General features: G+C 55.1%; 14 protein-coding genes. 13 read left to right on the top strand and 1 reads right to left on the bottom strand.

From position 1 onward, the window contains the following. The first annotated feature begins 52 nt into the window (after positions 1-52). The 8 genes from ACAM29_RS10285 (at position 53) to ACAM29_RS10250 (ending at position 8,753) form a co-directional block, all read left to right on the top strand. Positions 53-343 (top strand): hypothetical protein, encoded by a 291-nt coding sequence (locus tag ACAM29_RS10285; protein WP_369624056.1) that lies wholly within the window; start codon positions 53-55, stop codon positions 341-343. Further along, the gene (mhpD, locus tag ACAM29_RS10280; RefSeq protein ID WP_369624055.1) at positions 333-1,124 is read left to right on the top strand and encodes a 2-keto-4-pentenoate hydratase; all 792 of its coding nucleotides are present in this window, start codon (positions 333-335) and stop codon (positions 1,122-1,124) included. The genes ACAM29_RS10285 and mhpD overlap by 11 nt, the downstream gene beginning before the upstream one ends. A 29-nt stretch (positions 1,125-1,153) precedes the next feature. Further along, a complete protein-coding gene (locus ACAM29_RS10275) occupies positions 1,154-2,089 on the top strand; it encodes an acetaldehyde dehydrogenase (acetylating) (RefSeq protein ID WP_091828144.1) in 936 nt (311 codons plus the stop codon). 13 nt (positions 2,090-2,102) lie between these two features. Further along, entirely contained in the window at positions 2,103-3,125 is a 1,023-nt protein-coding gene (gene dmpG, locus ACAM29_RS10270; RefSeq protein ID WP_206839976.1) for a 4-hydroxy-2-oxovalerate aldolase, read from the top strand. Positions 3,126-3,171: 46 nt separating this feature from the next. Then, a complete protein-coding gene (locus ACAM29_RS10265) occupies positions 3,172-4,206 on the top strand; it encodes a TRAP transporter substrate-binding protein (RefSeq protein ID WP_369624054.1) in 1,035 nt (344 codons plus the stop codon). A 139-nt stretch (positions 4,207-4,345) separates the two neighbouring features. Beyond that, a complete protein-coding gene (locus tag ACAM29_RS10260) occupies positions 4,346-4,744 on the top strand; it encodes a thioesterase family protein (RefSeq protein ID WP_091828147.1) in 399 nt (132 codons plus the stop codon). A gap of 36 nt (positions 4,745-4,780) precedes the next feature. Continuing rightward, complete coding sequence (locus ACAM29_RS10255; protein WP_091828148.1) at positions 4,781-5,809, top strand: AI-2E family transporter; 1,029 nt, start codon at positions 4,781-4,783, stop codon at positions 5,807-5,809. A 64-nt stretch (positions 5,810-5,873) separates the two neighbouring features. Continuing rightward, positions 5,874-8,753 carry an HD domain-containing phosphohydrolase gene (locus ACAM29_RS10250; protein ID WP_369624053.1) on the top strand — a complete coding sequence of 960 codons (2,880 nt, stop codon included), beginning with the start codon at positions 5,874-5,876 and terminating at the stop codon, positions 8,751-8,753. A 3-nt stretch (positions 8,754-8,756) separates the two neighbouring features. Here ACAM29_RS10250 and ACAM29_RS10245 read toward each other — a convergent pair whose 3' ends face one another. After that, positions 8,757-9,236 (bottom strand): MarR family winged helix-turn-helix transcriptional regulator, encoded by a 480-nt coding sequence (locus ACAM29_RS10245; protein ID WP_091828150.1) that lies wholly within the window; start codon positions 9,234-9,236, stop codon positions 8,757-8,759. A gap of 673 nt (positions 9,237-9,909) precedes the next feature. On the opposite strand from ACAM29_RS10245, the gene ACAM29_RS10240 reads away from it, so the two are divergent. The 5 genes from ACAM29_RS10240 to ACAM29_RS10220 are packed head-to-tail and all read left to right on the top strand — an operon-like array spanning position 9,910 to position 13,799. Further along, positions 9,910-11,058 (top strand): acyl-CoA dehydrogenase family protein, encoded by a 1,149-nt coding sequence (locus ACAM29_RS10240; protein WP_369624052.1) that lies wholly within the window; start codon positions 9,910-9,912, stop codon positions 11,056-11,058. A 25-nt stretch (positions 11,059-11,083) separates the two neighbouring features. Then, positions 11,084-11,446: an IacB protein gene (locus tag ACAM29_RS10235; RefSeq protein ID WP_091828152.1), complete on the top strand. Its 363-nt coding sequence runs from the start codon at positions 11,084-11,086 to the stop codon at positions 11,444-11,446. A gap of 10 nt (positions 11,447-11,456) precedes the next feature. After that, positions 11,457-11,975 (top strand): nuclear transport factor 2 family protein, encoded by a 519-nt coding sequence (locus tag ACAM29_RS10230; protein ID WP_369624051.1) that lies wholly within the window; start codon positions 11,457-11,459, stop codon positions 11,973-11,975. A 48-nt stretch (positions 11,976-12,023) separates the two neighbouring features. Continuing rightward, entirely contained in the window at positions 12,024-13,313 is a 1,290-nt protein-coding gene (locus ACAM29_RS10225) for an aromatic ring-hydroxylating dioxygenase subunit alpha (RefSeq protein WP_369624050.1), read from the top strand. Positions 13,314-13,316: 3 nt separating this feature from the next. Next, entirely contained in the window at positions 13,317-13,799 is a 483-nt protein-coding gene (locus tag ACAM29_RS10220; RefSeq protein WP_091821118.1) for an aromatic-ring-hydroxylating dioxygenase subunit beta, read from the top strand. The last annotated feature ends 7 nt before the right edge of the window (positions 13,800-13,806 follow it).

The following is a 13,806-nucleotide window of genomic DNA, read 5'->3' as shown; positions in this document are numbered from 1 at the left end:
GCAGTTTCTATACTCCGTTGCATAATAAAAATATGCAATAACGGAGTCCACGGTGTTAATAACCAGCTTGATCAACTGTGTTCAGCATTTATATACGTCGGCAAAAGATATTATTGTTGATCTGTATATATCAAAAAACTGTGAACAGTATATCAATCAAGCTGCCGTTTCAGGTATGGCCCCGGATATAAATATGCTGCTGCCTGCTCAGTTTTGCTGTTTTTCATATCTCACAGCCACTATCGCTGGTATCCCGCCTGGTCTTTCCGAAAGTTTGCCCCCGGAAATCAACTCATCGCCCACCTGTGGTGTCATTCAGGGTTACAGTTTCAATGACAGATGAACAACAGTTACAGACACTGGCCTTGCGTCTGCGAGCAGCAGAGCAAGAGAGCAGTGTGACCTCTCCGATTCGTGAGCAGCTGCAGTCTCAGGATGCCGCATCGGCTTATCGTATTCAGCAGATCAATACCGAGCATGCCGTGTCACAGGGCCGGCGCATCGTAGGGCGCAAAATCGGCCTTACCAACCCGCGAGTACAGGCCCAGCTGGGGGTGGATCAGCCGGATTTTGGCACCCTGTTTGCCGATATGAGCTACGGCGACAACGATCTAATTCCCTGCGGCCGTGTGATGCAGCCGAAGATCGAGGCCGAAATTGCCTTCATCATGGAGCGTGACCTGCCGCAGCCAGATTGTACGCATGCCGAATTGCTGCAGTCGATCGGCTGGGTGTTGCCGGCTCTGGAAATAGTCGGCAGTCGCATTGCCGATTGGGATATCCGCTTTGTGGACACGGTAGCCGACAACGCATCCAGTGGTTGCTTTGTGCTGGGAACGCTGGCTCGGCGCATCGACGGCGTTGATCTGCGCGGGGCTCACATGCGGATGACCCGCAACGGTGAAGTGGCATCAGAAGGCAGTGGGGCCGAATGCCTGGGTAATCCGCTTAACGCCGCGCTTTGGCTGGCACGTACCATGAGTCGAATGGGCACGCCGCTGCGTGCCGGCGATCTGGTATTGACAGGTGCACTTGGGCCGATGGTGGCCTGTGCTCCTGGCGATCAGTTTGAAACCGAAATCAGTGGCATTGGCCAGGTGGCCGTCACCTTTGCACAGGCCTGAGCCAATTCTCGGGTGTCTTGGGAGTCAGAATGAAGAAATTGAAAGTCGCCATCATCGGTTCCGGCAATATCGGTACCGACCTGATGATCAAGATCATGCGCAACAGCCGCTATCTGGAAATGGGCGCCATGGTTGGTATCGATCCAGCCTCCGATGGTTTGGCACGCGCTGCGCGAATGGGTGTGGCCACTACGCACGAAGGGGTTGAAGGGCTGGTTCAGATGCCGGTATTTGCCGATATCGACTTCGTGTTTGATGCCACTTCTGCCGGTGCGCATGTGAAAAATGATGCTTTTCTAAGGCAGTACAAGTCAGATATCCGTTTGATCGACCTGACTCCGGCGGCAATTGGTCCGTATTGTGTCCCGGTGGTGAATCTGGAGCAGAATCTGGATGCCAAGAACGTCAACATGGTGACCTGTGGTGGCCAGGCGACCATTCCTATGGTGGCCGCGGTATCCCGTGTAGCCAAGGTGCACTACGCCGAAATCATTGCCTCGATCTCCAGCAAGTCGGCCGGGCCCGGTACCCGTGCCAACATCGATGAATTTACCGAAACCACATCGGAAGCGATCAGTGCGGTGGGTGGTGCGGCCAAGGGCAAGGCCATTATTGTTTTGAATCCGGCTGAGCCACCGCTGATTATGCGCGACACGGTATACGTCCTGTCTGAAGCAGCGGATCAGGCACAGGTGGAAGCATCCATCGAAGAGATGGCCGCCGCTGTTCAGGCCTATGTGCCGGGCTACCGGCTCAAGCAGAAGGTCCAGTTTGATCTTATTCCTGAGGACCAACCGCTCAATATCCCGGGTGTGGGGCGTTATTCGGGACTGAAAACCTCAGTTTTCCTTGAGGTTGAGGGCGCGGCTCATTATCTGCCTGCCTATGCCGGCAACCTCGACATCATGACTTCAGCAGCCATGGCCACCGCCGAGCGGATGGCTGTTTCCATGCAAGCGCAGTAACAGGAGCGGAAACATGTCATTCAATCCAGGCAAGAAACTCTATATCTCCGACGTGACCCTGCGTGACGGCAGCCACGCAATTCGACACCAGTACTCGCTCGATAACGTTCGCGACATTGCTCGTGCGCTGGACAAGGCGAAAGTAGACAGTATTGAAGTGGCTCATGGCGATGGCCTGCAGGGTTCCAGCTTCAACTACGGCTTCGGCGCCCATACCGATCTGGAATGGATCGAGGCGGTGGCGGATGTGGTCGAGCATGCTCAGGTCGCTACGCTGCTGCTGCCCGGGATCGGTACCATTCATGATTTGAAAGCGGCCTACAATGCCGGAGCCAGGGTGGTGCGTGTTGCTACGCATTGTACCGAAGCGGATGTATCGAAGCAGCACATCGAGTGCGCGCGTGAACTGGGCATGGATACCGTTGGTTTCCTGATGATGAGCCACATGACCACGCCTCAGGGCCTGGCGCAGCAGGCAAAACTGATGGAAGGCTACGGCGCCACCTGTATCTACGTGGTGGACTCCGGTGGCGCCATGGGCATGCAGGATATCCGTGATCGCTTCCGTGCTGTCAAAGATGTACTGGACCCGGCAACGACTACCGGCATTCATGCTCACCACAACCTGTCACTGGGCGTTGCCAACTCCATCGTTGCGGTGGAAGAGGGTTGTGATCGTATCGACGCATCGCTTGCCGGAATGGGAGCCGGGGCCGGTAATGCGCCGCTGGAAGTGTTCATCGCTGCTGCCGAGCGGATGGGCTGGGAGCACGGTACCGATCTGTACACCTTGATGGATGCTGCCGATGAGTTGGTACGGCCACTGCAGGATCGTCCGGTACGTGTCGACCGTGAAACGCTGGCGCTGGGGTATGCGGGCGTTTACTCCAGCTTCCTGCGTCACTCCGAAGTAGCGGCGCAAAAATATGGTCTCAAGACAGTCGATATTCTGGTGGAGCTGGGCAAGCGCCGGATGGTCGGCGGTCAGGAGGACATGATCGTGGATGTGGCGCTGGATCTACTTAATCAGCGCTGAAACAACAGACAACACTCTGATAAACATAACTAAAACAGGTATAGCAATGAAAAAACTGAAGACTACTGTGGCCTTGGTTGCCACGCTGGGAGCCCTGTACAGCACTTCTGCCATGAGCCAGACTGTGATGCGTTTTGCCAGCTGGATGCCACCCACGCACCCGGTGAATGAAGTGGTGCTGCCGACCTGGAAAAAGTGGATCGAAGACGCCACCGACAACCGGGTTACACTGGCGGTTGAGTACAACATGGGTCACCCGAAAACCATGTTCAACCTTGTGGAAGACGGTGTTGCCGATGCGAGCTGGGGTTACCATGGCTATGTGCCGGGCCGTTTCCGTCTGACTCAGATTGTTGAACAGCCGCTATTGGGTGTGTCTGCCGAAGCAGCTTCAGTGGCGCACTGGCGCGTTCACAACAAGTACTTCCAAGGCGCACCGGAGTTCGATGGTCTTGAACTGGTTGCACTGGTAACGCATGGCCCGGGTCAGGTACACAGTACTTTCCCGGTCAATAGCATCAGCGATCTGCAGAACAAGAAAATCCGTATAGGCGGAGGTGTTCAGGCGGTAATCGGTGAGCGTGCCGGTCTGGTACCGGTGGCGGGTCCTGCGCCCAAGGTGTACGAAATGCTGCAGCAAGGCGTGATTGACGGTGTGTTCCTGCCGGTCTGTGACGTCAAGAACCTGCGTCTGGATGAAGTGATCACTCACACTACCCAGCTGCCGGGCGGGATGTATCTGGGCAGCTTCTCGTTCTTCATCAATCCTGACTTCCTGGCCGACCTGGATCCGAAAGACCGTGACGCGATTCTGAAGGTATCTGGCGAGCAGCTGTCGGCACTGGGTGGTCGTGCTCAGGATGAGTCCGATGTGGCTGGCCTTGAGGCTGCCAAGGCTGCAGGCGTTAATATCAACGTCGTGGCTGAAGGAGCTCCTCTGGCGCAGGAATACGCACAGTTGGCAGAAGGCATCGACGATGCCTGGATCGAGAGCGTGGCGGATCTGAAGGTCGATGCCCGTGCAGCGCTGGATGAGCTGCGTGCAGTAGCACGTGCCTATCAGGCTGAACTGGACAAGTAAGCAATTACTTACACAGTACCAAAGCCGGCCTTGTGGCCGGCTTTTTGCGTAAGTGGATGGCACTCAATAGCGTAATTTGGGTTACATTCGACCCGGCTCTTAATATACTCGGGAAAACCCAACCATGAGAGAGTGAGCCGTGTTTACACAAATCGTAACGCCAGCCTTCTACGATACAGATGGTCTTGGTCATATCAACAATACCCGCGTGCCTCAATGGTTCGAGGGGGCGCGCAATGAATTGTTTCGTATTTTTACACCCGATCTGGATATGAAAAAGTGGCAGCTCATCATGGCGCGGATTGAAGTCGACTATGTGGGTGAGCTGTTTTACGGCCGCGATGTCGAAATTCGGACCTACGTCTGCAAGATCGGCAACAGCTCTTTCACCGTGTATCAGGAAGCCTGGCAGGATGACAAGGTTGGCGCCAAGGGCAAGTCATTTATGGTACGTTACGACTTCGCCAACGGGCGAGCACAATCGCTGACTGATGAACAGAAAGCGATGCTGCAGGTGCATTTCAAAGAGGTTGACTGAGTCAACAGGCAGCTATCCACTTAACAGGGAGTGATCATGTCCTCATCGGATCCGTTTACCGTTTCTCAGGGTTTCAAGTGGCTGCTGGGTATTGCTGCCTTGATGGTTATACTGGGCGCATTGAAACAGGCTGAGGCCATTGTCATTCCCGTCTTATTGTCGTTCTTTGTTGCCATCATATGTACACCGCCACTGGCCTGGATGACCTCTCACCGAGTGCCCCCCTGGTTGGCGATTGTGCTGTTGGTGGTCGGGCTTGTGGTGTTTGGCTCTGTGCTGGTGTTGTTTGTGGGATCGGCCATCGATACCTTTACTTTGCGGTTGCCTACCTATCAGACGCGCCTACAGGAAGAAGCGGTCAAGCTGGTGCCCTATTTTGAACGGCTGGGACTGCCCGTAACCCGTGACCAGATGCTGAACCACTTCAACCCGGCATCCCTGATGCGGTTGGCAGGCAATGCACTGACCAATCTGGGGAGCCTGCTGACCAACCTGTTGCTGATCGTGTTTATCGTGATTTTCCTGCTGCTGGAAGCAACACTGCTGACAGACAAATTGCACAAGGCGTTGCCCAGTGCTGAAAAGTCGCTGGATCAGGCCGGCAACTTCGTGCGTCAGGTGAATACCTATCTGGTGATCAAGACAACCATCAGTATTGCAACCGGCCTGCTGATCAGTTTGTGGTTATGGATTCTGGGTGTGGACTTCGCCCCGCTGTGGGGGCTCATTGCTGCCTTGATGAACTTTATACCGAATGTAGGCTCAATTTTGGCCGCCATTCCGGCTGTACTGCTGGCTATCGTGCAGCTGGGCGTACCCGATGCCGCCCTGGTCGCTGCAGGTTACATCGCTGTGAATGTGCTCATGGGGAATATTCTGGAGCCACGCTTTATGGGCAGTGGGCTTGGGCTGTCACCGCTGGTGGTGTTTCTTTCCTTGATGATCTGGGGCTGGATGTTTGGTCCGGCAGGAATGTTTCTGTCAATACCGCTGACGATGATCGCCAAGATAGCACTGGAGCAGAACCCTTCGACTCGCTGGATCGCCATCATGTTGGGTAACTGAAACACTGTCGTTATCATGATTCTGAGCTAATCTTCTACTGCTGACAGATAGGTGGCGGTGGATCATGGACAGGAAACAGAGCTGCGGATTGCGCTTGCGATGGGTTATCAGCCTTACCATCATGCTGAGCATGTTGGCATTGAGTGCGATTCTGGTGATCAACGCCTATATGGGGCAGCGGGATGTGCTGCTGGAAGCCAGTCGCAGCTCCGCCCAGCAGTTTGCCAGCAAGCTTGATTCCGAGACCCTGCGGCTGATTCAGCCACTGCAAAGTACGCTCCGACTACTGGTGCATGACCCTTTGACCACTGCCGAGCTGCTGGAGCAGCGCCTGCAGCGGCTACCGGTTTTGGTTGAAGCGCTGCGCGCCAATCCTGTGATCAGTGCTGTGTATATTGGTTATCCTGACCATAGCTTCTGGTTGGTGCGGTCGTTGCGACAGTCTGCGTTTCGTCGCTCTGTATCCGCGCCTGAGGGGGCGGCATATCTGGTACAAAGTATTGAAGCAGCCGCGACTGACAGACCCCAGAGAGCCCGGTGGCTTTTTTTGACCGATCAGCTTGAAGTGATCAGTCAAAATGACAGACCGGATTATGTTTTTGATCCTCATCTTCGCCCCTGGTATCAGTCGGCGCTGAATGCACAAGCCCCAATCCTGACCGCCCCCTATTTGTTCTACACCACGCGAGAAACCGGAGTGACTCTGGCTTTTAAGGGGGCATCGGGTGCGGTAGTCGGTATAGATGCCTCAGTTCAGGATATATCGTTGGAGCTGGCACGCATGAGGCCTGAACAAGGCTATGAGCTGGTCGTAGTTGACCGGCTCGGACGTACGTTGGCATACCCTGAAGTTGAAAAAATGATTGTACGTCAGGCGGGCGGTATTCGCCTGGCAACACTGGATGAGCTCCAGGTGCCCGCACTTGACCAGTTGATGAGTCAATCAAGTGAGCCCGGCAAGTTGATCGGCTACACGGCGGAGGGGCGCGAGTGGTACGGCGTGCGCGTTCCCATGCTGGCGCTGGCCGATGAATCGCTGGAGCTGTTGATGGCGGTGCCTGCTGAGCAGTTGTTGGCCAATGCTCACCGGCATGGGCAGCGGATGCTGCTTTGGTCACTGGCGTTTACTCTGTTGTTGCTGCTGATCGGCTACTGGCTGGCACACTGGGTAGTGAAGCCCCTGGATCAGCTGTCCGAAAAGGTGCTTGCGCTGACGCAATTCGACTTCAGCGGGTCGGTACAGGTGCGCTCCCGGATCAAGGAGGTGCGTGACCTCAGTGGTATTATCCAGCGGCTGGTGACGGTCGTGCAGCATTTCCAGTCGATCAGCAAGACATTGGCCCGTGAGCGTCGTCTGGAGCGAATGCTGCCGGACGTTGCGGGGGATCTGAAGGCCAGCATGGAGGCGGACAGCTGTGCCATCTATCTGTACGACTACGACCGGCACGCACTGGTACTGTCTACTGTTCATCAGTCACAGAGTATAACTCATTGTTTTCCCGAGATTATCGCTGTCGACGAGCCGCGAACGTCGTACCAGGTGGCAGCCGTCAGAGATGCCTTGGCCGAAGCTGACGGAGTTATGGTGACGCCGCTTAAGGGGCGCTATAAATATCCGGCCGGTGTGATGGTGCTTCGAATGAATGGCGACGCCCGTGTGGATGGCGACTCTGTCTCTGGCTTCCTGGAAGAGCTGGCCGGCTCTGCAGCCACGGCCATCGAAACTCGGCAGCTGCTTGAGGCGCAGGAGAAATTGCTCGATGCGATCATTCGGCTGCTGGCGGATGCGATAGATGCCAAGTCACCCTATACCAGCGCTCACTGCGAGCGAGTTCCCATTCTGGCCGAAATGCTGGTGGATGCCGCCTGCAAAAGTGAGAGTGGGCGCTTCAATGCGTTTCGCATGGATGAGCAGGAGCGGTATGAATTTCGCTTGGCGGCCTGGCTGCATGACTGTGGCAAGATCACCACACCTGAATATGTGATGGATAAGTCCACCAAGCTTGAAACCCTTTACAACCGAATTCATGAAATCCGAACTCGGTTTGAAGTATTGTGGCGCGATGTGGAGATTGCCTACCTCAAAGGGGTTATTGAGAGTGGAGCGGAACCCCAGCTGCGTGAGCGTCGTGACCGGCAACGCCGTCAGTTGCAGCAAGAGTTTGAAATCGTGGCTCGCTCCAATGTGGGTAGCGAGAAGCTGCCGGATGACGACATCGCCAGGCTGCATAAAATTGCATCTCGCAGCTGGGCACGTCATTTTGATCGTCGGCTGGGTTTGTCGCAGGCTGAACTGGATCGACTGCCGAATGATGATGAACGCCTGCCTGCCCGTGAAATGCTGCTGGCTGACCGGGTTGAGCATATTATTCCCTGGGGCGATCGCAGGCCCCCGGTAGAAGCCAGCAACCCGGATAACATCTGGGGCTTTGACATGCCCTTGCCGGAATATGAGGCCAATCAGGGTGAGCTGTACAACCTGACGCAGGTCTATGGGACCTTGACGGCGGAGGAGCGTTTCAGCATCAACAACCACATCGTGCAAACCATCCGAATGCTGAGTACGCTGCCACTGCCTCCGTCATTGCGCCGTGTTCCGGATATTGCCGGTAATCATCATGAAAGAATGGATGGTGATGGTTACCCGCGGAGGTTGGATGCTGAGTCACTCACAGTACCGGAGCGCATCATGGCGCTGGCAGATGTTTTTGAAGCGTTGACCGCTGCCGATCGCCCCTACAAAACGGCCAAAATGCTGTCGGAATCATTGCGAATACTGGCTTTCATGTCTCGTGACGGGCATCTGGACCCAGAGGTGTTTTGTCTTTTTCTTGAATCGGGGGTTTACCTTGAGTATGCCCATCGCTTTCTTAAGCCTGAACAGATCGACAAAGTCGATCTGCGACAGTTGATATTGCTATCGCGGTCCGCCAAACACGGCTGATGGTTAATCCGAGAGAGTTTTAAGGTTGTCATACAGCTTTGCCAACAGCACGTTTGTGCGGTGTATCTGAGCTGAGCTGAGCCCCTTGAAACTCTTGCGGAACAGTTGACTGACAGAGCTGCGAATCAGCTCCAGGCTATCCAGCCCCTTGTCGGTCAGTGACACCAGAGTCACCCGGCCATCCTCACTGGACGTGATCAGGTTGACCAGTCCTTCATCCCGCATGCGATATACAATTTTGGTGGTGGTTGGCAGCTTGGCTACCGCATGGCTGGCGATCTCGGAGATGCTCAGTTCCGAGTGTTCCTTGAGAATCATAATAATGCGCCAGCGTGGTACATCCATATCTACCCGTTTCAGCAACCGTTCCATCTCCTGGCTGTAGAGCGCATTGAGCTGTGCAATCCAGTAGAACGGAAATTCACGACGCTTGAAATCGTCACTCAGTGGGTCGTACATGTCGGCTTTACGGTTACTGCTCATTGGACAGCGATGTCTCCGGCTACATCCGACCGCTAGGGGTCGGCTGAAAGTTGATCTGGAAAGTATATAGAGATTCTAAATTGAGTGAAAACCTTTGGTGCGCAGTGTTTGTTTTTGCTCTCTTTTAGAGCGGGTTGGAGTGGTCGGATCAGGTGGGATCTTGAAAATTCATTTATGGTAATAACTCATATTACTTGTTTTTTGACGGTGGTTTGAATGAATTTTAACAGATTTTAACGTATTTTTTAGCGGTTTTTGTGTTGTTTTTCATGTTCGTTCAAGAAGTGGCCCGACTATTGCTTGGTGTTTTTCAGGTGCTGCGGTGTGACCGTAGTCATGAATTTAATGCGGGATAATTAGTTGACGATTCAAGTGATAAGTGAAATTCTTTATGCAGCTCTTAAGCAACATTCGACCAGTCGGATTTGCCACACAATAACAACTAGACCCAACTAGAGAGCCGCTATGAACATACTGATCACCTGCTGTGAGCGGAGTGCCCTCGAAGGGCCTCGCGCCGTCAACACAACCTGTCCGGGCCACATACCCGGCGGTTCCTCCTGCAGCCCGAATGCAACCATGCAGCCGGGTTTACCAATGATGTACCAGGCGCCGAATGCGGTTTACCGGTACGTGTATCTGCAATAAAGACAACAACTAGGGAGCCTAGCGAATGCCTGGTTATCAGATCGACAAATCCCTCTGGGGCGGGGAGACCGTGTTTGATGCCCTGCTGGATGAAGTGCGCAAGCGCCGACAGGAGTTCGAGGATCAACAGTACATTTCCCACGACATTATCGAGTCCTTCAAGGATGTCGGTGTGTATCGGGCGATGGTACCAAAGGCGTTGGGTGGCGATGAGCGCAGCCCGATGGAGTTCCTGCAGATGGTCGAGGCTATGGCCGCCGCTGACGGTTCTGCTGGCTGGGTCGCAAGCTTTGGCATGAACCCCGCGTACTTGTCGGCACTGCCACCGCAGACTATCGACAAGGTTTGGGCCGAAACGCCCAACATTGTGTTCGCAGGCGGCATCTTCCCGACCCAGCCAGCGAAAAAGGTTGATGGTGGTTATATCGTCAACGGTCGCTGGAAGTTCGGCAGTGGTTGCATGGGCGCTTCTTTGATTGGTGTTGGTGTGCAGCCGGATAACGGTGAGCCGCTGCCACGCATGGCGGTAATGCCGGCCGAAAAGGTGAAGATCGAACCCAACTGGGACGTGATCGGTATGGTCGGTACCGGCAGCCATGACCTTGTGGTCGAGGATGTGTTTGTGTCGGAAGAGTGGACCTTCGTACGTGGCGGCAAGCCCAATATCGATGCGCCCTTTTTCCGTTACCCAACATTGGCTTTTGCCGCTCAGGTATTGTCGGTCACTACCGCAGGTCTGGCCCGTGAGGCGCTCGATGTCGTACAGGCAATGGCGGCCGGCCGTGCATCAGTGACCGGAGCGCCCAACCTGGGTGAGCGCGAGTATGTACAGATCGAAATCGCCAAGGCGGAAGCCAAGGTGCGTTCGTCTCGCGCTTTCTTCTATGAAGCCACCGAAGACGCCTGGAACAGCATTCTGGCCGGTGGTGAACCGAGCCGGGATCAGATCAACCTGATCCGCCTCGCGACCACCAATTTGGCACATGAGTGTGCCGATGCGATTCGCAGTACCTACGAAGTGACCGGCATGACCGGCACCTACAATGATCATCCGCTGTCGCGCATTATGCGTGACTCCATGATGTGCACTCAGCACGCCTTCATGGGGGCGGTCACCCTGAAAAATGCAGGTGCCATGTTCTTTGGCCACGATCCTCTGCCGGGCTATCTGTAATTTAACAAAAACAAGGAGATACACCATGAGTGATAAGAAACCTTTGCGCGTCCTGTTCTGCATGGGCATCAACCAGAACTTCATGGATGCTCCGCGTGAAGAGCAGCTCGATGTATGGGCGGCCTTCGGTGCAATGTGGAACGGCATTCACGATATGGATGGCGTTGAAGTGATCGGCAACATGGATGACGACCAGAGTATGGTCGGGCCTTCAAGCGGCTATCCCTGGACAACCTACCTGCTGGCGGACGTGGCGGATTACGACACAGTTGTTGCCTGCTGCAACCTGTTCCGCAGCACAGAAGTGGGCAGTGGCCCCTACAAACTGTGGCGTTATGCCAAGGTTGAGGCGCGCATCGGTCGTGAACTGATCGTCCAGCGTGCGTGAGGGCTGACTGATGAGCGAACTGGAACAGCTGCGTCAGCGGGTGTTTGCACTGGAGGCGGCACGGGATGTGAGCGCCTGCCTGCATGAATACATGCAACTGTGCGACTACCTCAACGAGGGGTTTGACCTCGACCCGCTCATGGCGCTGTTTACCGAAGACGCCATCTGGGAAGGCAAGGGCAAGCGCTACGCCGCCACTTTCGGCCGCCGTGAAGGACGTGAAGCGATCAGGGAGATGTTCGTGAAATACACCCTGCCGCCGGCGCACTTTGCTCTGAACGTGCATTTTCTGACCTCTGAAAAGGTGAACGTGCAGAGCGAAACCGAAGCTGAAGGCACCTGGGTGCTGCTGCAGACCGCTACCTTTACCGATGGTCGATCGCAGCTCAGCAGTGCACTGTTGAATGTGCGTTTTCGCCGGGAAGACGGGCGCTGGAAGATCGCTCATTTCTGTACCACCAGTCGATTCAATCGGCCCGTGCAGACCCCCTGGGACAACCCCCAGCCACTGCCGGTCCCTGAAGAATAAGTGCTCGGCGGCAGCGCCAGCAAGGCAACGAATAAAGAGAGCAAGACCATGAGTGAACTGATCGATATGCAAAACATCAGCCTGAAAGCGGCTGAAATGGTAGAAGAGGGCCGGGTACACAAGGATCTCTACTCTGATCCGGCCATCTTCGAAGAAGAGCTGGACAAGGTGTTCAACAACACCTGGGTCTTTGTTGGCCACGCGAGCGAAGTACCTGAGGCGGGCAGTTTCAAGACCTCATACATCGGTCGTCAACCGGTCATACTGAGCCGCGACCGCAAGATGAATTTGCATGTACTGCAGAACCGCTGCCGCCACCGTGGCGCCACCGTGTGCGAAGCACGCAAGGGCAAGACCAAGGCGTTCACCTGCCCCTATCACGGCTGGGGCTATGGTCTTGACGGTAGCCTGCGCGCGTTGCCCAAGCCGGAAGAGTACGACGGAGTGTTCGACAAGAGTGAGCTGCCGCTGGAAAGCCTGCGGGTGGAAACCTATCAGGGCATGGTATTTGCTACTTTTAGAGATGACATCGAGCCACTGGAAGACTTCCTCGGTGGTGCGAAGAAGTGGATCGACCTGTTCATGAAGCAGGGCGGTGGGTATCCGGTCAAGGTACTGGGCGAGCATCGTTTCAACTTCCCGGGCAACTGGAAAATCCAGCTGGAAAACACTACCGATGCCTACCATTTCCCGATTGTGCACAAATCATTTGTGACCTCTCTGGATGATGCGACTGCCGATATTTTTGACTTCCTCGATGGTGAAGGCTTCGTTGAAGACCTGGGTAACGGCCACAGCGTAATGGTGATGATTCCGCAGCTGGTGGATCTGGAAGAAGATCTGGATCAGCCGATTCCGGCCCGCTTCGAAAAGCTGGCGCAGGAGTTGCGCAATGAAGGCAAAACGGAAGACGAAGTGAAGAAACTGGTCCGTGCTGCCCACGGCACGGGTTTCAACCTCAACCTGTTCCCGAATGTCTCCTGCTCCATGGCGTTTTTCCGAGTGTTGCGGCCGGTCAGCGTAGGTGAGACCGAGATTCAGCACGTAGCGTTGGGCGGTGAAGGCGCCCCGGCTCCATTTAACCGCAAGCGCATGCGTCTGCACGAGCACTTCCAGGGGCCGATGGGCTTCGGTACGCCGGATGATGGTGAAGCCTGGGAACGGGTCCAGAAAGGCTCTATGGCAGGCAATGATGGCTGGATTCTGGTCAACCGCGGCATGAACAACCTGCACCAGTCCAAAGACGGTAATGTGGCTGGATCGGTCTGTTCCGAAACCGGCATGCGCGGTGCCTATCGCCAGTATAAGAAAATGATGGCTGCTGGAGAGGAGAAATAAGTGATGAAATCCAATACCCAACTGCTGGCGCAGGTGATCGAATTCATTGGTTATGAAGCGGATCTGCTGGACCACAAGGGCTATCAGGAATGGCTTTCGCTGTGGACCGAATCAGGCCTCTATATCGTGCCGGCTGATCTGAATGAAACGGATTATCTGAACACGCTGAACCTGGCGATGGACGATGCTGACATGCGGCGCATGCGCGTGGCGCGTCTGGAAAACGGTGAGTCTGTTTCTGCCATCTCGGTTGGCGATACCGTACGCATGATGTCCCGTGTACGTGTGCTTGAAGCGGGTGATGATCTGGTAATTGCACGCTGCGCCATGACACTGAACGAGCTGCGCCACGGCAAGCTGGTGACCTACCCGGCCAACGTGGAGTACAGCCTGAAACCGAGCGCGGACGGTTTCAAACTGGAGCAAAAGGTCGTGAAACTGCTGCATGCGGACGGCTTCTTGCGCACTGTTAGCTTCATCTTCTAAGGAGTGG

The organism is Marinobacterium sp. BA1, from assembly GCF_041155135.1.
Taxonomy (GTDB): Bacteria; Pseudomonadota; Gammaproteobacteria; order Pseudomonadales; family Balneatricaceae; genus Marinobacterium; species Marinobacterium iners.
This window is presented reverse-complemented; position numbering and strand designations above follow the sequence as displayed.

Coding starts and splice junctions, on each gene's coding strand:
- mhpD (WP_369624055.1), top strand. CDS start 333: ATGACAGATGAACAACAGTTACAGACACTGGCCTTGCGTCTGCGAGCA.
- ACAM29_RS10275 (WP_091828144.1), top strand. CDS start 1,154: ATGAAGAAATTGAAAGTCGCCATCATCGGTTCCGGCAATATCGGTACC.
- dmpG (WP_206839976.1), top strand. CDS start 2,103: ATGTCATTCAATCCAGGCAAGAAACTCTATATCTCCGACGTGACCCTG.
- ACAM29_RS10265 (WP_369624054.1), top strand. CDS start 3,172: ATGAAAAAACTGAAGACTACTGTGGCCTTGGTTGCCACGCTGGGAGCC.
- ACAM29_RS10255 (WP_091828148.1), top strand. CDS start 4,781: ATGTCCTCATCGGATCCGTTTACCGTTTCTCAGGGTTTCAAGTGGCTG.
- ACAM29_RS10250 (WP_369624053.1), top strand. CDS start 5,874: ATGGACAGGAAACAGAGCTGCGGATTGCGCTTGCGATGGGTTATCAGC.
- ACAM29_RS10245 (WP_091828150.1), bottom strand. CDS start 9,236: ATGAGCAGTAACCGTAAAGCCGACATGTACGACCCACTGAGTGACGAT.
- ACAM29_RS10240 (WP_369624052.1), top strand. CDS start 9,910: ATGCCTGGTTATCAGATCGACAAATCCCTCTGGGGCGGGGAGACCGTG.
- ACAM29_RS10235 (WP_091828152.1), top strand. CDS start 11,084: ATGAGTGATAAGAAACCTTTGCGCGTCCTGTTCTGCATGGGCATCAAC.
- ACAM29_RS10230 (WP_369624051.1), top strand. CDS start 11,457: ATGAGCGAACTGGAACAGCTGCGTCAGCGGGTGTTTGCACTGGAGGCG.
- ACAM29_RS10225 (WP_369624050.1), top strand. CDS start 12,024: ATGAGTGAACTGATCGATATGCAAAACATCAGCCTGAAAGCGGCTGAA.
- ACAM29_RS10220 (WP_091821118.1), top strand. CDS start 13,317: ATGAAATCCAATACCCAACTGCTGGCGCAGGTGATCGAATTCATTGGT.